The sequence below is a fragment of the Terribacillus halophilus genome (assembly GCF_900162685.1).
GTDB classification, from domain to species: Bacteria; Bacillota; Bacilli; order Bacillales; family Amphibacillaceae; genus Terribacillus; species Terribacillus halophilus_A.
Genome location: NZ_LT727828.1, coordinates 2,537,092 through 2,555,189 on the forward strand (window position 1 = coordinate 2,537,092; position 18,098 = coordinate 2,555,189).

Sequence of the window (18,098 nt, forward strand, 5' to 3'; positions counted from 1 at the left end):
GTATATTGCTGCGCACTTATAATCTTACTATAGAGGTTTGTCTGAATGAGCTTTTTTTAAAAAGATATTACTTAAACCTCACTCACTAAGATTCTTCAACCATACAAATTTCAAAGCATTTATCAATAGGCGATATAAGGTTCACTTTAACAGAAGTGACATCCTTTACTTCATGCTGAACTCCTATATGCTCCATCACGTGTTCATGCTCTCCGCTCTTAAGGCAAAAGTAGTTACTTTTATCACCTGTACAGGTAAGCTCATTAATTGTCTTTATTGCATTACCTTGTAACAGGCAGCAAACCCAGTGACAACAAATCCTGTATCAGGGGGCAAGTGATAGTTGGTCCAGCCAGGCGAAATTGTGCCATCTTCATGCTGTTGCTTTAACATATAAACTAAAGCATGATCAATTCTCTTCGCCAATGCTTCTCGATGAAAAAAATTAGAATCCGGATTAACATAAGCTAAAGAGGGAAAAAGAACTAATTATAGTTCTTTTTCCTTCTTATACATCACTCAATATAATCATTATAATATTTCATTTTAGATTTCATCAACCTGATGAAAACAGACAATATTTTTTATATCATTCTATCCATAGTTTCGCTCTTCTAAGATAAATACCTCATGAATTTTATATCACGCAAGAGTTACCATCTAATAAGTTCAATGACTTAATCTTATTAACAGCGATAATATTGGGGACTTATTTTAAGTCTACAACTTATTAGCAAACTGATTCAGCCTATCTGCCATGACTTTAATTTCTTCAATAAAAGTGGATGTCTGCTGAATTGAATTTGCTTGTTCTTCTCCAACAGCTGCGACCTTCTCTATATAACTTCCCATCTGCTGAGCTGTTTGTTGCATTTGGTTCATTGTTTTATTGATAGAGTCTGTTGAAGCAACTGTCTCATTAGAAAGTTTACGTATTTCTTTGGCTACAACTTCAAATCCTTTACCATATTCCTTGGCACGTGCAGCCTCTATGGCAGCGTTTAATCCTAACAAACTTGTCTGATCTGCTACTTGCTTAATAATGGTCAAGACTTCAGCCGTTTGGCTGACATCCTCACCAGCTTTGTGCGATTGCTTGAGCAATTCGTGTGCGTGACTCTCTAAAGAAGCTGACCCCGATTTAATCTGATCAATTTGTTGATTCGCCTGAGAAAGCGAACTTGATATTTGGTCTGCAATCATTCTCAGTTCTGTTTGCCTTTTTAATTGAACTGCAATTCCTCCAATAATGTTACCTTCTTTATCTTGTACTGGATTTGCGGTACCAGTAAATTCAAAGCCATAAAAATCTGCTGGAACATCTTCTTTTAAGTAGCGATTTTCTTTTATTGCTATCGCTAACGGTTCTTTGGGATTTAGCTCTTGTCCTGTTCTTATATTTAAATCAATTTCTTCGCCAGGAAAGTATGCAACAAACTTTTGCAAATCACATACTGCTATCGATAAATCTGCTGGTACGGATGCTTTTAATACAGGAATAACAGAAATAATGCTATCTAATGAATCGACCCTTTGTAACATATGAAGATTTCCCCATTTCTTTATGTAACCTAGATGCTAAGTATACATGTTAAGCAGTCGAGAAGACTTTAAAAATGAAAAAAGGACTTAGGAAATTATCCTAAGTCCTTTCTAAGGCATGATGCCTTGTGATACCGGTGGCCGGGGTCGAACCGGCACTCCTTACGGAACACGATTTTGAGTCGTGCGCGTCTGCCAATTCCGCCACACCGGCATGTTGAAAAGTCAATGGAGGCGGCAACCGGATTTGAACCGGTGATCAAGGTGTTGCAGACCTTTGCCTTACCACTTGGCTATGCCGCCAATATTATGGAGCGGAAGACGGGATTCGAACCCGCGACCCCCACCTTGGCAAGGTGATGTTCTACCACTGAACTACTTCCGCATAAGATATAGGCGTCGGATTCCTAAAGGAATCCTTACCTGTTTCTTGGCTATAGCCTAAAGCTATATAGAGGGCGATCGATGGGGATTGAACCCACGAATGCCGGAGCCACAATCCGGTGCGTTAACCACTTCGCCACGACCGCCATAGAATTAAAATAAAATGGCAGGGGTAGTAGGAGTTGAACCCACATCGACGGTTTTGGAGACCGTTGTTCTACCATTGAACTATACCCCTATGGTGGAGGGAGTAGGACTCGAACCTACGAACCCGATGGGAGCGGATTTACAGTCCGCCGCGTTTGGCCAACTTCGCTATCCCTCCGATTAGAGTGGCTCGGGACGGAATCGAACCGCCGACACACGGATTTTCAGTCCGTTGCTCTACCGACTGAGCTACCGAGCCATATGTAATATATACATGTTGTATAAGTGGCGGTCCGGACGGGACTCGAACCCGCGACCTCCTGCGTGACAGGCAGGCATTCTAACCAACTGAACTACCGGACCACTTAATAGATTGTTAATTTCACTAGCTAAAAAGTTAACTCAACGTAGAAAGTGAACTATTATGGTTGCACTCTTCGAGTACTCCTATTGTTCACTAGCCAAGAAGGTAATCGACGTAGAAAGTGAACTATTATGGTTGCGGGGGCAGGATTTGAACCTGCGACCTTCGGGTTATGAGCCCGACGAGCTACCCCTGCTCCACCCCGCGATAATAAAAGGTAATAGATATGAAGTTGAATTCATATGGTGGAGGATGACGGGCTCGAACCGCCGACCCTCTGCTTGTAAGGCAGATGCTCTCCCAGCTGAGCTAATCCTCCAGGTTTGGTCTTGATAAAGTATAATGGTGACCCGTACGGGATTCGAACCCGTGTTACCGCCGTGAAAGGGCGGTGTCTTAACCGCTTGACCAACGGGCCATCTATGTAAGTCTTATGGCGGAGAGCGAGGGATTCGAACCCTCGAGACCGCGTTAACAGTCTACACGATTTCCAATCGTGCTCCTTCGGCCACTCGGACAGCTCTCCAATGGCTCCACAGGCAGGATTCGAACCTGCGACCGATCGGTTAACAGCCGATAGCTCTACCACTGAGCTACTGTGGAATAATCAAGATTGCCTGGCAGCGTCCTACTCTCGCAGGGCGAACCCAACTACCATCGGCGCTGAAGAGCTTAACTACTGTGTTCGGCATGGGAACAGGTGTGACCTCTTCGCTATTACCACCAGACCTCTTATGTATGTTGTCGCTTTTCTCAAGGACAAGTTATATTATATATGCTCTTACGACGAAATGCAATAGTTTTATTAAAAAAAGTAGTTTTTTTCGCAAGATGTTCATTTGGCTATATCAACTGACTTAACAAAGTCTTTATATAACAACCTTAACTATAATATACTGCACTTCTAAAATACGCAACACTTTTTTATATAAGTATTAAATCTGGCAACACTCTCCCTAAGCATGCTTGTAACTGCACACGTCTGCACTGACCGCTGCTGCTCCCCGAACATTCAAGCAATCCTGGAAAACCGCTCCTCGCCACATATTAAGTTGAAAGTTCCTGCTCCTTCTTTTTCTCCGTTCTGCTAATTGGCGCCTACATGCAATAGAAAAAGCTGCTGGATACAATATACCAGCAGCTCTCAGGTTCACTTACTACGCAATAAGCGCTGCGATTTAACGAGAAGTCTTTCCTAAAGTATCATTTTTTCAACTTGTTTCACGTAGAAGAACCGCACAATCAAAAAGTAAATAACTTGGATCAATGCGAAGCATCCCAATACAAGGCCAGCTTCTGCTGTTAAATTGTAATTAAACAAACGTGATAATGCCGTTAGCGCTACCGCACCATGGATAAGCGCGACCACAATTGGCGAGAAAAACAAAATTGCAATCTGTCGCGTAACGACCTTCTTCAACTCAGACTGCGTTAGTCCAATCTTGGCAATCGAGCGGAACTTGCGCTTCTCTTCCTCTATATCCATAAAAAGTCGGAAATAAAGAAAGCTTCCAGCCGAGACAAAGAACACAATGCCAATAAACAATCCAATAAATAGAATCGGTCCATATGCTTTATTGATTTCATAGAGTGAGTAATCAACAGAAAACACCTTATGCTCTACTTGTTCCTGTAACTTTTTCCCCGCCTCTATCACTTTCTCTTTATTTGCTTCATTTACTTGCCATACCGCATTTTCTTCCGTTCTAACTGGTGATGCGAGCTGTTCATAAACATCGTCATTTACTACATAGTAGCCATTCACTTCAGCTAATACTGCAGATTTACTAACACTTCTTGGTTGGATCTCCTGTCCATCTTCTAATTGGATGCTCGATTGCATCAGCACTTCACTAGCTTTTTGCTGCGTCATCATCGCATCACTCTGCTCGATTATGATTGCCTCGTCATCCTCAGGATGGAGTTCCTTTTCATCAATTAAAGCAGCAAAACGATTGTAATCCGATGCATTCACGATTAACACAGTAAAATCTCCTGCTGTGTCAAAATAGCTAAGCTCTGCCGCTTCCATTTTGGCGTCTATGTTTTCTGCTTCCAAAATAGCATTAACTCGTTGCAAATCGTTATCAACCACTTCTTTGTTATCATCCAAAAAAGGACTATACGTATAAGTGTATGGATTTATATCCTTTATCCCTTTAGTGAGATAAGACTGAAATCCATATAGTGCTCCAATCGCACTAAATGCGACCGTTGATATAATCGCCACCATAAAGAAGGTTCTGGCATTATCCTTCATCCGGAAAGATAAATCAGAGAAAAATAACATATTTGTTTTGCGCCAGAAAATCGATTTGTTATTTTTCAAAAGACGGATGCAATACACACTCAATTGTGTAAATAAAATATATGTTCCCAGTGTAACAATGACTATAACTGGTATCATCGCAAACACAACTGCAACACCTTTAACTGTTACAGCGATACCATATCCAGTAACTAACAGTAAAGCTGCAAAAATTGATAAAATTACAGACGCTTTGGGTTCTCCTTTGGATTGCTTATCACCTTTTATCAAGTCTACCAATTTATTTGTGCGCAGAATGAATGCAACAAAAATTGAGATACAGAAAAACAGAAGGATAAAGCTGACAAATGTCACCGCAATTGCAAGAATAGGAAAATAAAAATCAAGCGATTCATCAATGATTAGTACATTCTCCGCAATTAAAAGAATCGCCTTTGCAAAAACCAAACCAGCTAAAATGCCGCTAATTGTCGAAAAGAACCCAATTAAGATGTTCTCCAAAAATACCATAAGCCGAATTTGCTTGTTAGACGCACCAAGATTAATTAACAAACCAAATTCTTTCTTTCTCGATTGAATAAACGAGCTCATTGAATAGAGAATAAAGAAGAAAGAAAACACATAAATGATTCCGCCAGAAGCAGCCATTCCTATCAGCGCATTCTTATTAATAGAACCATCCGAAAATGCTGGATGGAATGCAAAGATTGCAAAAGTGAAGAATACCATTACCGTAAACATACTGCTGAGGAAGTAAGCAATATACAGTCGTTTGTTGCGTAATACGTTCCTAAACGCGAACTGACGAAAAGTCATTGCCGTCTCCCCCCATCAGTGACAGCATATCAATGATTTTCTGGAAGAATGCCTGCCTGCTCTCTCCGTGATGAATTTCGGAATGAAGTTTCCCATCCCGGATAAACACAACGCGATCCGAATAACTGGCTGCTTGCGGGTCATGCGTTACCATTAACAAGCTTGTTTTATTGTTTTCATTAATAGATACGAGCATTTTCATAACATCTTTTGATGCTTTTGAATCTAAGTTACCTGTTGGCTCATCGGCTAACAGCAGTTTCGGCTCATGAATCATCGCCCGAGCAATTGCTACGCGCTGCGCCTGTCCACCGGAAATCTCATAAGTGCGTTTGTTCATAATGCTATCTATACCAAGGCTCTCTGCAATAGCTTGCGCCTTTTGCTGCATATCGCCTACGCGAGCTCCGTCTAATGTTAGCGGCAGCACAATATTTTCTTGAACAGTTAGTGTATGCAATAAGTTAAAATCCTGGAAAATAAACCCTAGTTCGTTACGGCGAAATTTAGCCAAAGCATTTTTCTTCAGCTGATGCGGGTTGTTCCCTTCCAATTCTACTTGTCCAGTCGTGGGGGCATCGTTTGTGGAAATAATATTCAGCAGCGTCGTTTTTCCGCTTCCAGATGGTCCCATAATGGCAACAAATTCGCCTTTTTCTACCTCTAAGTTAATATCCGTCAGGGCACGATACGCTATTTTACCTTCGTAAACCTTACTTACTTTTTTAAGATTAAGCATCATTCATTCTCCTCTCTATTACGCTCCTAGCATATCTCTCCTGCTATACTTCGCACTATCGATTATGCTTTCATGAACCTTACATCCTTGTAAGGTTCTGCGTTTTAGAGAAAATGATGCGGAAGGTGGTGCCTTCTCCGACAACTGATTCCATTTCAAGACGATGCTCCAGAATATCCGCAACCTCTTTAACCAAATACAACCCCATACCTGTCGACTCCCGATATTTACGCCCATTCTCTCCGGTATAGAATTTGTTAAAGATACGTTTTCGATCAACAATAGGAATCCCAATTCCAAAGTCCTTTACTTCCACTACCAGCTCGCCGGACCTCTCGTAAAGAGACAGCAGAATATGATTGGATTTACCAGCAGAGTATTTCACCGCATTATGCACAAGCTGTGACAGCATGAAAAACAGCCACTTCTCGTCAGTCTCTGCCATAGTTCCTGAACTTTCTTCTTTCAGCTGCGGATACACTTCATTGCGGATATAGTACCGTTTGTTTTCCTTATTCACTTCATGGATTAGCTTCGAAAGGGCGACTGGCTTAATATGAAAATCTTCTGTAATGGTGCGGAGTCTGGCTAAATAAAGCACCGTATTCAAGCCATCCCGCATGCGGTCTGTTTCTTCCCGGATACTGGACGATTCTGGTTCATCTAATGTTTGCGCCGACAGTTCAATAACAGAGAGCGGCGTCTTCATTTGATGAACCCAGCGATCCATGAATAACACATGCTCCTCCTGCCTTTCTTCTCCTCTTCGGAGCTCCTCCTGATATAGACGGTACTGGGAAGTAAGCAATTGATCTAATGCTTCAGAAATCGGCGCTCGCTCCGTCGTTTCTAAAGAACCATCGAGTGTGGCTAATGGATTTTGCAGCCTTTTATAAAAGCCTCTTCTGCTCAGATACCGATAAATTAGAAATGCTGTTACAAGTAATAACGTCAGAAAGAAAGCGTACATGCTTACGCCTACATCCCGATAGCCGTCTAACCAAAATAGTGCCGGAACCATCACACATTGGCAAAGCTGGACTACAATGAGCAGCACATGCTCTCGAAGAAATAGCTTCATGCTTTCTCCTCTTTCCATGTAATGCGTAATCGATACCCTGCTCCTCTGACTGTTTCCACCGCATCTTCAATACCGATTTCTTGGAACTTATTGCGCACACGCGCGACATTCACATTTAACGTATTCTCATCAACATAGGCTTGGTCATCCCATAGCTTTGCCAGCAAATCCTGCCGGCCAGCAACACGAGGGTAACGCTCCAGCAAACTTTCAATAATATCGGTTTCTTTCTTCGTTAGCTGCGTTGAATGGTTGCCGAATCGAAGTTCTAATCGCTCCGGATAGAAGTGTAAACCATCTTGGATAAGCACTCTCTCCTCATTCTTCGCTGCATACTCTCCATATGCCCGCCGCATTTGACTTCTTATTTTGGCCATTACAATATCCGGGTGGAATGGTTTTGTAATAAAGTCATCTCCACCATTTTCTATTGCCATTACTTGATCCATCTCACCAGTCCGAGCCGAAATGAAAATAACCGGGCAGATGGACGCTTGTCTAATTTGTCTGCACCAATAATACCCGTCATAACTTGGCAGATTAATATCCAGCAATACCAAATTTGGCAGTACATTTAAAAAAGCAGCCATTATATTTTCAAAATCTGATGCAATCATTACTTCATATCCGTATTTTTCAATATGGGAACATAAATGTTCCGCAATTTTCATGTCATCTTCAATGATCATAATTTTTTTCATATCTTTATGTCCTCCAGCTTGAATGATTTCACTATCATCTTACCATTGGATTGTTATTTCAGTGAAATCGTATCTGTACCCAATAACAAAATGGACTCTAACGCTTTGTTAGAATCCATTTCAAGAAGGTTTGTATAAATTCTTAACTCGTAAAAGCCTTCATTTCCCGAATTATCAGTTTAAGAATTCTTATATCTATCTTTTTTAGTAGGGAGATTTTTCAATGTTGTTGCCTCCTGCCAGCAAGTACTTTTGATCTCAGCTTCTCCAGAAGTTGGCATTTTAACCCCGAGTAAAGAAAGAGCTCATCTTGATGCCCACACAAAGAGATTTCTTAGATTACTAGCTACTCTATCAGTGATTCGGCCATCAAACCTTTGAAACAAGATTGACAGCATAAAAAAGACCCTAACTTTACGTTAGAGCCTTGCGTGAACAGCTTAGAGAAATTACGGCGTTACACCGATTATTTTACTTTAATCACAATTTTCCCTTTGGCATGATGTGTCTCACTTAATTCATGTGCTTTTTGTAGATCTTCCGCTGAAAATCCATATACACTGCCTACTTGAGGCTTGAGTATACCTTTTTCAAGTAATTCCCCTAACTCAGCTAACTGGTTGCCATTTGGTGTTAACCAATAGGAGCTTGCTGTTACTTGATGCTTTTCTGCTAAACCTTCATCAGGTTGTCCGGCAATCGTCACCAGTCTGCCGCCAGGCTTTAATATTTGGAAGCTTTTATCTAGAATGTCTCCGCCCATTGTGTCAACAACTGCATCATAATCACTTAATTCTTCTTCAAACTGTTGTGTGCGGTAATTAATGAATTCATCTGCACCTAGCTCTTTGACATATGCTTCATTTTTTTCACTTGCAGTTGTAGCAACATAAGCACCCAAATGTTTTGCCATTTGAATGGCTAAGCTTCCTACACCGCCAGCACCAGCTTGGATAAGTACTTTATCTCCTTGCTTAACTTTTGTATTATCCACTAAACACTGCCAAGCGGTTAACCCTGCTAATGGAATAGAGGCAGCTTCTTCAAATGTCAGGTTGCTAGGCTTTTTCGCCAGCAATTCTTCATCGACAGCCGTAAATTCCGCATAAGTACCTTCACGGGTAGTATCCGGTCGCGCAAAGACTTCATCCCCAACCTGATAATTCTTCACTTCATTCCCAACATCAACGATTTTACCAGCTACATCCCAGCCAAGGATAATAGGGAATGACCAATCAAGCATCTGCTTCAAGTACCCTGCACGAAGCTTCCAATCAATCGGATTAATAGAAGTAGCATAAACCTCCACAAGTACTTGGTTTGCCTTTAGTTCTGGTTTCGGCAGCTCTTGCTCTTTCAACACATCTTTACTGCCGTATTCATTGATAATAATTGCACGCATGAATAGCACTCCCTTTTCAGAATATATCTGCAAGATTTAGTATTAGTTGCTTCCTAAAAAGTCATTCCTTCTGTCAGAGCTTCCTAAAAATCTAATTTACGTTTATCTATACTGTGTATATATTAAACACAACTATTAGTTTAGCTTTATACAACTTGAAATTAAACTAAAGTGCTTAGAAGGAGCTAATTCACAACATAGAAAAACGGATCCTTACATCTTAAGGAACCGAAAAATTCTGCTTGTTCAGCTAAAATCTCTGTAACTTCAATAGCACGTACCAACCTATTTCTCCTTAAGTTCGTCCTTCTGCAGAAAAGTGATTGCTTTTCAATGCATCTAAATAATCGATGCTAAAAATAACTGGATTTTTAAATGTCTTTTGTAATATAATAATGAAAACGTTTACAAATGTAATGATGGAGGGGAACGAATATGATTACTTTTTTTGTTGCGATACTAGCATTGGTTGCAGCATACTTCACGTATGGAAAGTACGTTGAGAAGGTATTTGGACCGAATGATCAACGACAGACACCAGCATATGCTAATAAGGACGGTGTCGATTATGTACCAATGAACAAACAGAAAAACGCACTAATCCAATTATTAAATATAGCCGGTACCGGCCCTATCTTTGGTCCAATTATGGGCGCATTGTATGGTCCTGCAGCATTCTTATGGATTGTACTTGGTTCTATCTTCGCTGGAGCGGTACATGATTACTTAACTGGTATGATCTCCATTCGTAATCGAGGAGCTCATATTCCGGAACTTGCTGGAAAGTTTCTAGGCAAAGTTTCCCGCCATTTAGTGAACGTTTTTGCTTTACTGCTTTTATTGCTGGTTGGTACCGTGTTTGTTACAACACCAGCGACTTTATTGCATAATTTAATTGATGGCAGAGTTGCTTTAATAGCTATTATATTTGTTATCTTTGCTTATTATATTTTGTCTACCATTCTCCCAATTGATAAGATTATTGGCCGCATCTATCCGTTCCTTGGGGCTTTATTACTTCTTGGTACACTTGGTGTAGGTGCAGCGTTATTAATTAAAGGCTATACGATTCCAGAATTATCATTAACGAATATGCACCCGGCAGACTTACCGATCTTCCCAATACTATTCTTAACTATTACTTGTGGTGCTTTATCAGGGTTTCATGCAACACAATCACCGCTCATTTCAAGAACAACTCAAAATGAAAAACAAGGCCGTTATATTTTCTACGGCATGATGATCGCCGAAGGTATTATTGCGATGATTTGGGCAGCAGCCGCAATGACTATATTTGATGGTCAAAGTCTTCAAGGATTAATAAATGAGGGTACAGCTTCCCTCGTTGTGAATGAAGTCTCCATGACCTTACTAGGAGCAGTTGGCGGTACCATAGCCGTTCTTGGTGCAGTAGTGTTACCAATCACCTCTGGCGATACTGCGTTCCGAGCAGCACGTAATATTATTGCCGATTATATCAATATGAGCCAGACCAAAATGGCAAAACGGTTAGCAATCGCAATTCCTATGTTTCTGGTTTCCTACTGGTTAACAACTATTGATTTTAATATTCTATGGCGCTACTTCTCATTTGCCAACCAAGGAACCGCAGCACTTGCTCTTTGGATCGGCACGATGTATCTGTTTGTGAAAAAGAAAAATTACTTCATTGCACTACTCCCAGCAATATTCATTACCGATATGGTGTTAACTTACATTCTATACGATAGTAATCTTGGTTTTGGCTTATCCTATCAAGCAGCACATACAGGTGGAATTATCATGACAACCATCATCACTGCTTTGTTCTTCTGGAAAGGAAGCAAAAATAGAAAAGAAAACTTGGCTGTCGATATGGAAGTACCTCCTCTTCGTAAAGCTGAAAAAATAAATTAATCAAAAAGGAGTTAGGTGAGCCTAATTACCTAACTCCTTTTCTTCTGATAAATTAAGATACTCCAAATCTAATTTACATCTTATAAACTTCTCCTCTTACAAGACTTCACTTCTCCAAGCAAAAACCTTTTCTTTGTGATACAAATCTGCTTTTCCGTGAGAATTAAACAGGTTCATTTTGTATCTAACAACCTCTTTTGCTGCATCAATACACTCTGGATAAATTGCGTTTGGATCCCAGAGCTGCGTGGTTGATAAAATTTCACGGCACTTTTTGTAGAAAGCAAATTTATAATCTGATGAAATATTTACCTTTTGGATACCAATTCCCACAGCTTCAGCAATCTCTTCATCTGGATTTGCGGAGCCACCATGGAGAACGAGTGGAATATTGACCTCCTGTTTAATGGCCTGCAGGATATCCATCCTGAGTTTTGGTTCCATATCTTTCGGATAGATGCCATGGCATGTGCCAATTGCAACAGCTAATGTGTCCACTCCCGTGCTTTCCACAAATTCTCTTGCATCTTCAGGTCTTGTGTAGATAACTTCAGACACTCCTCCTTCTACGGATGTTCCAGTAGTCCCAATCGTTCCTAATTCACCTTCTACTGATACACCCAACGGACGGCAGATATCGACAATTTCCTTTGTTAGCTTAATATTCTCTTCCAGTGGCAATATGGAACCGTCTATCATGACAGAGCTAAAGCCGACTCGTATAGCCCTCATAATATCAGCTAGACTGCCGCCGTGGTCCATATGGAGAACAAAGGGCACATGGCTGTTTTTTATTCGGCTTAATACATAACTAAAGAAATCATCCTTTGTAAACTCTAATTCTGTTGGATGTACAGCAATAATGGCTGGTGAATTATTTCTCTCCGCTTCTTCTACTACGACTCTTAGAAAATTACTATCTGCCACATTGAAAGCACCTACTGCAAATGTATGTTCCTTTGCCACTTCTAATAGTTGTTTCATATTTACTAACATAATCTTATCTCTCCGCTTCTTATATAGATTTGTTTACAGATTGGGATAGCCGAATATAATATTTCACTAATTCTTTTCCCGCTGATACTGTACGGTGTATTAAGTCAAAATAACTCAGCTCTGGATTTGCTTTTAAATCTCTCTTTAAACGTTGGCATTGAGCATTCATAAAATCTGAGCCGACATTAATTTTATTAATTCCAAGCTCAATTGATCTTCTAATATTTTCTTCTCCGCAGCCTGATCCCCCGTGTAAAACCAATGGTATGTTTGTCGCCTGTTTAATCTTTTCAACAATATCAAATCGAAATTCAGGCACAAATCCTTCCTGGTAGTTCCCATGACTTGATCCATAAGAGATAGCTAACGCATCTATGCCTGTTTTTAATGCAAAATCAATGGCTATATCAGGTTGGGTGTACATGTCATTATTAGTCATTTGATTACCGGAAATGGAGCCGATACTCCCTATTTCTCCTTCTACACTGGCATCGTAAGTTTGGGCGAATGCTACCATATTACGGGTTATCTCAATGTTTTTCTCAATGGGATAGGCGGAAGCATCCATCATGACACTGGAAAATCCATCTTTTAAACATCTTTTAACAAAACCAATATCCTGACCATGATCAAGATTTATCGCTACCTCAACACTCGATGCATTTGCCATTTCAATAATTGGCTGTGTTAACAGTTTGCTGCCTAAGTGTTCCATTAAATGCTCCTGCAGTAAATCAACGATAATCGGAGCTCTTAATTCCTGCGCTGCATCAATTACTGCCTTAGCTGTCTCTAAATTAAAGCAATTTATTGCCATAACCGCATACTTACCCTTATTTGCCCGATCAAGCATCCCTTTCATAGATACATACATATTTCTCGCATCCAATCTGTTAGATGGTTATTTTTACATCTGAGAGATCTATCTCTTCTTCATCATCTGACGTATCCTCTGTGAATTCTTTAGCAGGTTCTTTCTTCCAAAGAAACAACATGACACCTGTAATCACAGATCCAATCAGAAGAGCTAGAAGAAATAAAAATGGATTGGTCATGGCTGGCACGATAAATAGACCTCCAGACGGTACAGGTGAACCGACATTCCATAACATAGATAACCCGCCGCCGATTGCTGCACCAGTGGTACAAGAGACAACCACTCTAATGATATCCACAGCGGCAATTGGGATGACTCCTTCCGTGATCATACAAACTCCCATTGGGAAAGCGATTTTAATATTATCCTCTTCCATCTTTGTGTAGCGTTTTTTACGCAGCGCTTTTGACAAAACCCAGGAAAACGCAACACCAAATGGTGGTACCATAGAGGCTAAAATTTTAACTGCTTCCGGCTGATAAATTCCTTCTAGTAAAAGACCATCTGCAAACAGGGAGGCCGTTTTGTTGACTGGACCGCCAAAATCGAATGCAGCCATTCCTCCTAAAATAGCACCGAAAACAAATTTCATGGACCCCTGCATACTTGTTAAGAAGGAAGTTAATCCGTCTGTTGCCCAAACAATTGGAACACCAAGAATAAAGAACATCAATAATCCAATAACAACACTAGATACGAGAGGTATAATCATCATCGGCATTAAGCCCTCTGCCCATTTCGGAACCTTTAAATGCTTTTTAAGGAATAAAACAAAGAAACCTACGATAAATCCGCCTAGCATACCTCCTAAAAATCCAGCCCCAATTGCGTTCGCAATGAGCCCCATTAAAAGGCCAGGTGCTATCCCTGGCCGATCAGCGATAGAGTAGGCAATAGCTCCTGAAATAACGGGAGCAAGTAAGCCCATACCAAGTACACCTAATGATACAAGTGCTGAGGGGATGGAATAAGCATCCTGATAGTTCTCAATAACCGTTCCACCAGTTAAATTTCCAATTGCAATTAAAAGTCCAGAGGCGACAACAAGCGGCAGCATAAAGGATATAGCGGTTAAAGCATGCTTCTTAATCTGAAGTTTTTTTAACATATAGCTGCCCTCCCTTATTGTTTGGCGTTTAACTCGGCCTCAATCTTTTTATAGAGTTGCTTTGGTGCCTTGATTGCAATGTTGGTTGGAATTTCAACAATCTTCTTCCCTTTAAAACGTTCTTTTCCCCCTACTTTAATATCCGCAGCAATAATGACCAGATCTGCTGCTGCAATCTCCTCTTTTGTTAGCTCATCCTCAACGCCAATCGTTCCTTGCGTTTCAATGCGAACCTTATGGCCAAATTCATGACCTGCTTTAATTAATTTTTCCTTCGCAATATACGTATGGGCTATTCCAGACGTACAGGCAGAGATTCCAACAATATTCATATAAAACCCTCCTAGTGGTTTTGGGATAATAAATGTAGAAATGATTTTTTGGTTTGAAGTGTTTGAAACTGTTCAACTACTCTTTCATCAGATAATAATACGGCTACTCTTTGAATTAACTTAATGTGTGTAGTTGTTGAATCTGCGTTCTTTACAGCGAATAGGATGATAATATTAATAGGATTTCCATCCATCGATTCCCATTCCAAATATTCTTGTGTTCTTCCAACGGCTATAGATGTTTTTAAAACATAATCGGACTTTCCGTGAGGAATGGCGACACCTTTTTCCAGGCCAGTCACTCCCTCACCTTCCCGGTACATCACATCCTTAATAAAGCCTTCTTCATCACTTATGCAACCGTTTACAAAAAGTAAATTAGTTAATTCTTCTATGGCTTCTATCTTTGTTGTTGCCTGCAGTTCCAATTCAATAAGATCTTCTGATACGACCTTACTAAAATCTAGTTCTTCCATGTTGATATCCAAGTCTATAACCTCCTATTTAAGAATGAGATAGCATTCCCTGTTTCTTGTAATAATCTCTTATAAATTGATTAATCCTGTATTTATCCTCATTATTTAGAATAGGACTTACTAGAATCGTCGGTTTATCGACTGTACTTTGTGTCTTCACTGTTGATATTACAAGTTCTATGTCCTCATAGTCACTTTGTTTGATTTGTTGCTGACCAATAATCTTTTTTACTAGAATATTCGGAAAACTACTCTTAATTTTTCCGCTTAAGAGATGCGAAGTACAGCTGCCGCTTCTGCATTCAATGAGTATTGGAATCTTATGTGTAAATCGTTCATCGTAGGAAATTTGAAAGTAAAGCGTAATATAGCCAATTTCTTCATCTGTCCATTCCTTATCATAAATCTTGTCTTTAACTATTTTTTTTGCACTGCGTTTAACCAAGTTGTATATATTAGCAAAATTTGAATGAATGGACTTTAATATTGGGTTTATGATGTAAATCTGATGGTCTAATCGATAAACCATACTGTGAAGATGCAGTGTTAGTCGTTCCATCAATTCTTCATCATCAATAAATTGAATCCCACTGTCCTGAGTTACGTTTAAAATAAGCTGTCGTGCCAAGTTCTCAACCTTTTTACTTATGACATTTTCGTTGTCTAGATTTAATAGAAAGTGGGAATTAAGTCTATAAGCCTTCAGCACATAATAAAGATGATAAAACTCAGATCTTCGTAACTCGATTGAATGTGCTAATTCAAGTTTAGTGGCAATGTTCCTCGTAATCTCATAAATGACCGAATCCTCATCTATTTCTTCATAAGTCTTCTTATCTCCATTCTCTGCATATGGATTAATAGTCTGTTTTTCTATAATAGTAAGCAATGAACAAAATAAGGTTAAATAGTAAGGCTGATCTAATACAAGGTCGTGTTCTACATGTATTTCATGCAAAATCTCTTTTATTTTACTCAAATTAGCATTTATAACTTTTATATTCTTTATACAATCAGGGATATCATATTGATTGAACGGGTCTCCTACATATTTTAAATAGCTTTCAATAATAACTGACATCAGACGATAAACAGCTAGTTGATCTCCGTTAAGATAAGTCCCATCTTTTTCTCGCTTTAAGTGTAAATTGTATGGTCTAATTGTAGCTTCAATGTGCTTAAAGTCATTTATGATGGAGCTTTGACTAACATAATATCGATCTGATAATTTCTGAATAGACGTTTTACAAGGCGTAATGGAGAGAAGGAATAGTACTAAATTCAGACGTCTTTCCTCAGGATTTCCAAACTGAGCATAATCACTTCCCTTACTCTCCATAATCTCATCAAGAAAGTATCCGGCATTCTCTTTTTTTCTGATTCTGTAATCAGAAGAATACTTTTCTGACAGCTCCTGTATATCCCGGTAAATTGTTTTTGTTGATACACACAGCTTAGTAGCCAACTCCGAAGCTGTTACATATCGACACTCCTTTCGCAGAATTTCAATGATTTCACTCTTGCGGTTACTCATGAAGTTCTCACCTCATTTCTCCCTGGCGTGCTCTTATTTTATCAACATGAAAGCGCATACACAATTACAAAAAAGGTTGAGATTTTATGTCCGTATTGGTGTGGGTTTCTTGGATTAGGGTTAGGATTACAATATAAAAGGAAAGCTGCATAGTATTTAAACACTCCAGTAAACAATACACACATACATTTAAAGTAGTAGTTACCAGTTGAACCTCTTAAACTAATTATCATTTCAACGAAAAAAAGACCCTAACTTTACGTTAGAGTCTTTTTTGACAGCTTTGTGCTGCCTAATGATACCGGTGGCCGGGGTCGAACCGGCACTCCTTACGGAACACGATTTTGAGTCGTGCGCGTCTGCCAATTCCGCCACACCGGCATGTTGAAAAGTCAATGGAGGCGGCAACCGGATTTGAACCGGTGATCAAGGTGTTGCAGACCTTTGCCTTACCACTTGGCTATGCCGCCAATATTATGGAGCGGAAGACGGGATTCGAACCCGCGACCCCCACCTTGGCAAGGTGATGTTCTACCACTGAACTACTTCCGCATAAGATATAGGCGTCGGATTCCTAAAGGAATCCTTACCTGTTTCTTGGCTATAGCCTAAAGCTATATAGAGGGCGATCGATGGGGATTGAACCCACGAATGCCGGAGCCACAATCCGGTGCGTTAACCACTTCGCCACGACCGCCATAGAATTAAAATAAAATGGCAGGGGTAGTAGGAGTTGAACCCACATCGACGGTTTTGGAGACCGTTGTTCTACCATTGAACTATACCCCTATGGTGGAGGGAGTAGGACTCGAACCTACGAACCCGATGGGAGCGGATTTACAGTCCGCCGCGTTTGGCCAACTTCGCTATCCCTCCGATTAGAGTGGCTCGGGACGGAATCGAACCGCCGACACACGGATTTTCAGTCCGTTGCTCTACCGACTGAGCTACCGAGCCATACATAAGATATACATGTTGTATAAGTGGCGGTCCGGACGGGACTCGAACCCGCGACCTCCTGCGTGACAGGCAGGCATTCTAACCAACTGAACTACCGGACCACTTAATAGATTATCAATTTCACTTTGGAGTGAAATTATGGTTGCACTCTTCGAGTACTTCCATTGTTCACTAGCCAAGAAGCAATTCGACGTAGAAAGTGAACTATATGGTTGCGGGGGCAGGATTTGAACCTGCGACCTTCGGGTTATGAGCCCGACGAGCTACCCCTGCTCCACCCCGCGATAATAAAAGGTAATAGATATGAAGTTGANGATTAGAGTGGCTCGGGACGGAATCGAACCGCCGACACACGGATTTTCAGTCCGTTGCTCTACCGACTGAGCTACCGAGCCATATGTAATATATACATGTTGTATAAGTGGCGGTCCGGACGGGACTCGAACCCGCGACCTCCTGCGTGACAGGCAGGCA

The 18,098-nt window shown here is 40.4% G+C and carries 13 protein-coding genes, 23 tRNA genes and 1 rRNA gene; 1 reads left to right on the plus strand and 36 read right to left on the minus strand.

Annotation, left to right across the window (positions count from 1 at the left end; genetic code table 11):
* Window positions 1-720: 720 nt before the first annotated feature.
* From B1K52_RS18430 to B1K52_RS17545, 20 genes are all read right to left on the minus strand, one after another.
* Window positions 721-1,542 (minus strand): methyl-accepting chemotaxis protein, encoded by an 822-nt coding sequence (locus B1K52_RS18430; RefSeq protein ID WP_077310487.1) that lies wholly within the window; start codon window positions 1,540-1,542, stop codon window positions 721-723.
* A gap of 132 nt (window positions 1,543-1,674) precedes the next feature.
* Window positions 1,675-1,756: transfer RNA gene (locus B1K52_RS17455), tRNA-Leu, on the minus strand.
* A gap of 15 nt (window positions 1,757-1,771) precedes the next feature.
* Window positions 1,772-1,845, minus strand: a tRNA-Cys gene (locus B1K52_RS17460).
* A 7-nt stretch (window positions 1,846-1,852) separates the two neighbouring features.
* Window positions 1,853-1,927 (minus strand) — tRNA-Gly (locus tag B1K52_RS17465).
* A 72-nt stretch (window positions 1,928-1,999) separates the two neighbouring features.
* Window positions 2,000-2,072, minus strand: a tRNA-His gene (locus B1K52_RS17470).
* A gap of 18 nt (window positions 2,073-2,090) precedes the next feature.
* A tRNA-Trp gene (locus B1K52_RS17475) sits at window positions 2,091-2,164 on the minus strand.
* A 1-nt stretch (window position 2,165) separates the two neighbouring features.
* Window positions 2,166-2,251, minus strand: a tRNA-Tyr gene (locus tag B1K52_RS17480).
* A gap of 8 nt (window positions 2,252-2,259) precedes the next feature.
* Window positions 2,260-2,332, minus strand: a tRNA-Phe gene (locus tag B1K52_RS17485).
* Between the two features lie 27 nt (window positions 2,333-2,359).
* Window positions 2,360-2,436: transfer RNA gene (locus B1K52_RS17490), tRNA-Asp, on the minus strand.
* 133 nt (window positions 2,437-2,569) lie between these two features.
* Window positions 2,570-2,644, minus strand: a tRNA-Met gene (locus tag B1K52_RS17495).
* Between the two features lie 36 nt (window positions 2,645-2,680).
* Window positions 2,681-2,756: transfer RNA gene (locus B1K52_RS17500), tRNA-Val, on the minus strand.
* Between the two features lie 24 nt (window positions 2,757-2,780).
* Window positions 2,781-2,855, minus strand: a tRNA-Glu gene (locus B1K52_RS17505).
* A gap of 16 nt (window positions 2,856-2,871) precedes the next feature.
* Window positions 2,872-2,963: transfer RNA gene (locus tag B1K52_RS17510), tRNA-Ser, on the minus strand.
* Between the two features lie 2 nt (window positions 2,964-2,965).
* Window positions 2,966-3,040 (minus strand) — tRNA-Asn (locus tag B1K52_RS17515).
* Window positions 3,041-3,052: 12 nt separating this feature from the next.
* A 5S ribosomal RNA gene (gene rrf, locus B1K52_RS17520) occupies window positions 3,053-3,165 on the minus strand.
* A gap of 467 nt (window positions 3,166-3,632) precedes the next feature.
* Complete coding sequence (locus tag B1K52_RS17525; RefSeq protein ID WP_077310488.1) at window positions 3,633-5,522, minus strand: ABC transporter permease; 1,890 nt, start codon at window positions 5,520-5,522, stop codon at window positions 3,633-3,635.
* On the minus strand, window positions 5,497-6,261 hold the full coding sequence (locus tag B1K52_RS17530) for an ABC transporter ATP-binding protein (RefSeq protein WP_077310489.1): 765 nt from the start codon (window positions 6,259-6,261) through the stop codon (window positions 5,497-5,499). The genes B1K52_RS17525 and B1K52_RS17530 overlap by 26 nt, the downstream gene beginning before the upstream one ends.
* A 79-nt stretch (window positions 6,262-6,340) precedes the next feature.
* Window positions 6,341-7,342, minus strand: coding sequence for a sensor histidine kinase (locus B1K52_RS17535; protein ID WP_077310490.1), 1,002 nt, complete (start codon window positions 7,340-7,342; stop codon window positions 6,341-6,343).
* A complete protein-coding gene (locus B1K52_RS17540) occupies window positions 7,339-8,043 on the minus strand; it encodes a response regulator transcription factor (protein WP_077310491.1) in 705 nt (234 codons plus the stop codon). The genes B1K52_RS17535 and B1K52_RS17540 overlap by 4 nt, the downstream gene beginning before the upstream one ends.
* A 466-nt stretch (window positions 8,044-8,509) precedes the next feature.
* A complete protein-coding gene (locus tag B1K52_RS17545) occupies window positions 8,510-9,445 on the minus strand; it encodes an NADP-dependent oxidoreductase (RefSeq protein WP_077310492.1) in 936 nt (311 codons plus the stop codon).
* Window positions 9,446-9,880: 435 nt separating this feature from the next.
* On the opposite strand from B1K52_RS17545, the gene B1K52_RS17550 reads away from it, so the two are divergent.
* On the plus strand, window positions 9,881-11,341 hold the full coding sequence (locus B1K52_RS17550; protein ID WP_077310493.1) for a carbon starvation CstA family protein: 1,461 nt from the start codon (window positions 9,881-9,883) through the stop codon (window positions 11,339-11,341).
* Window positions 11,342-11,437: 96 nt separating this feature from the next.
* On the opposite strand, the gene B1K52_RS17555 is transcribed toward B1K52_RS17550, so the two are convergent.
* From B1K52_RS17555 to B1K52_RS17630, 16 genes are all read right to left on the minus strand, one after another.
* Entirely contained in the window at window positions 11,438-12,337 is a 900-nt protein-coding gene (locus tag B1K52_RS17555; protein WP_077310494.1) for a ketose-bisphosphate aldolase, read from the minus strand.
* 19 nt (window positions 12,338-12,356) lie between these two features.
* Complete coding sequence (locus B1K52_RS17560; RefSeq protein WP_077310495.1) at window positions 12,357-13,211, minus strand: class II fructose-bisphosphate aldolase; 855 nt, start codon at window positions 13,209-13,211, stop codon at window positions 12,357-12,359.
* A 19-nt stretch (window positions 13,212-13,230) separates the two neighbouring features.
* Complete coding sequence (locus B1K52_RS17565; protein WP_077310496.1) at window positions 13,231-14,322, minus strand: PTS fructose transporter subunit IIC; 1,092 nt, start codon at window positions 14,320-14,322, stop codon at window positions 13,231-13,233.
* 14 nt (window positions 14,323-14,336) lie between these two features.
* Entirely contained in the window at window positions 14,337-14,654 is a 318-nt protein-coding gene (locus B1K52_RS17570; RefSeq protein WP_077310497.1) for a PTS fructose transporter subunit IIB, read from the minus strand.
* Window positions 14,655-14,665: 11 nt separating this feature from the next.
* A complete protein-coding gene (locus B1K52_RS17575) occupies window positions 14,666-15,136 on the minus strand; it encodes a PTS sugar transporter subunit IIA (RefSeq protein WP_077310654.1) in 471 nt (156 codons plus the stop codon).
* Window positions 15,137-15,158: 22 nt separating this feature from the next.
* The gene (locus B1K52_RS17580; RefSeq protein ID WP_077310498.1) at window positions 15,159-16,664 is read right to left on the minus strand and encodes a BglG family transcription antiterminator; all 1,506 of its coding nucleotides are present in this window, start codon (window positions 16,662-16,664) and stop codon (window positions 15,159-15,161) included.
* 299 nt (window positions 16,665-16,963) lie between these two features.
* Window positions 16,964-17,045, minus strand: a tRNA-Leu gene (locus B1K52_RS17585).
* Between the two features lie 15 nt (window positions 17,046-17,060).
* Window positions 17,061-17,134: transfer RNA gene (locus B1K52_RS17590), tRNA-Cys, on the minus strand.
* A gap of 7 nt (window positions 17,135-17,141) precedes the next feature.
* A tRNA-Gly gene (locus B1K52_RS17595) sits at window positions 17,142-17,216 on the minus strand.
* 72 nt (window positions 17,217-17,288) lie between these two features.
* Window positions 17,289-17,361, minus strand: a tRNA-His gene (locus tag B1K52_RS17600).
* 18 nt (window positions 17,362-17,379) lie between these two features.
* Window positions 17,380-17,453 (minus strand) — tRNA-Trp (locus B1K52_RS17605).
* A 1-nt stretch (window position 17,454) separates the two neighbouring features.
* Window positions 17,455-17,540, minus strand: a tRNA-Tyr gene (locus tag B1K52_RS17610).
* Between the two features lie 8 nt (window positions 17,541-17,548).
* Window positions 17,549-17,621: transfer RNA gene (locus tag B1K52_RS17615), tRNA-Phe, on the minus strand.
* Between the two features lie 27 nt (window positions 17,622-17,648).
* Window positions 17,649-17,725 (minus strand) — tRNA-Asp (locus B1K52_RS17620).
* 108 nt (window positions 17,726-17,833) lie between these two features.
* A tRNA-Met gene (locus tag B1K52_RS17625) sits at window positions 17,834-17,908 on the minus strand.
* A gap of 38 nt (window positions 17,909-17,946) precedes the next feature.
* Window positions 17,947-18,019 (minus strand) — tRNA-Phe (locus B1K52_RS17630).
* Window positions 18,020-18,098: the final 79 nt, after the last annotated feature.

What these genes read in the sequence shown, in the direction of transcription:
- B1K52_RS17560 (WP_077310495.1), bottom strand. Translation starts at nt 13,211, where the DNA reads ATGTATGTATCTATGAAAGGGATGCTTGATCGGGCAAATAAGGGTAAG.
- B1K52_RS17525 (WP_077310488.1), bottom strand. Translation starts at nt 5,522, where the DNA reads ATGACTTTTCGTCAGTTCGCGTTTAGGAACGTATTACGCAACAAACGA.
- B1K52_RS17535 (WP_077310490.1), bottom strand. Translation starts at nt 7,342, where the DNA reads ATGAAGCTATTTCTTCGAGAGCATGTGCTGCTCATTGTAGTCCAGCTT.
- B1K52_RS17540 (WP_077310491.1), bottom strand. Translation starts at nt 8,043, where the DNA reads ATGAAAAAAATTATGATCATTGAAGATGACATGAAAATTGCGGAACAT.
- B1K52_RS17530 (WP_077310489.1), bottom strand. Translation starts at nt 6,261, where the DNA reads ATGCTTAATCTTAAAAAAGTAAGTAAGGTTTACGAAGGTAAAATAGCG.
- B1K52_RS17565 (WP_077310496.1), bottom strand. Translation starts at nt 14,322, where the DNA reads ATGTTAAAAAAACTTCAGATTAAGAAGCATGCTTTAACCGCTATATCC.
- B1K52_RS17555 (WP_077310494.1), bottom strand. Translation starts at nt 12,337, where the DNA reads ATGTTAGTAAATATGAAACAACTATTAGAAGTGGCAAAGGAACATACA.
- B1K52_RS17580 (WP_077310498.1), bottom strand. Translation starts at nt 16,664, where the DNA reads ATGAGTAACCGCAAGAGTGAAATCATTGAAATTCTGCGAAAGGAGTGT.
- B1K52_RS17550 (WP_077310493.1), top strand. Translation starts at nt 9,881, where the DNA reads ATGATTACTTTTTTTGTTGCGATACTAGCATTGGTTGCAGCATACTTC.
- B1K52_RS17570 (WP_077310497.1), bottom strand. Translation starts at nt 14,654, where the DNA reads ATGAATATTGTTGGAATCTCTGCCTGTACGTCTGGAATAGCCCATACG.
- B1K52_RS18430 (WP_077310487.1), bottom strand. Translation starts at nt 1,542, where the DNA reads ATGTTACAAAGGGTCGATTCATTAGATAGCATTATTTCTGTTATTCCT.
- B1K52_RS17545 (WP_077310492.1), bottom strand. Translation starts at nt 9,445, where the DNA reads ATGCGTGCAATTATTATCAATGAATACGGCAGTAAAGATGTGTTGAAA.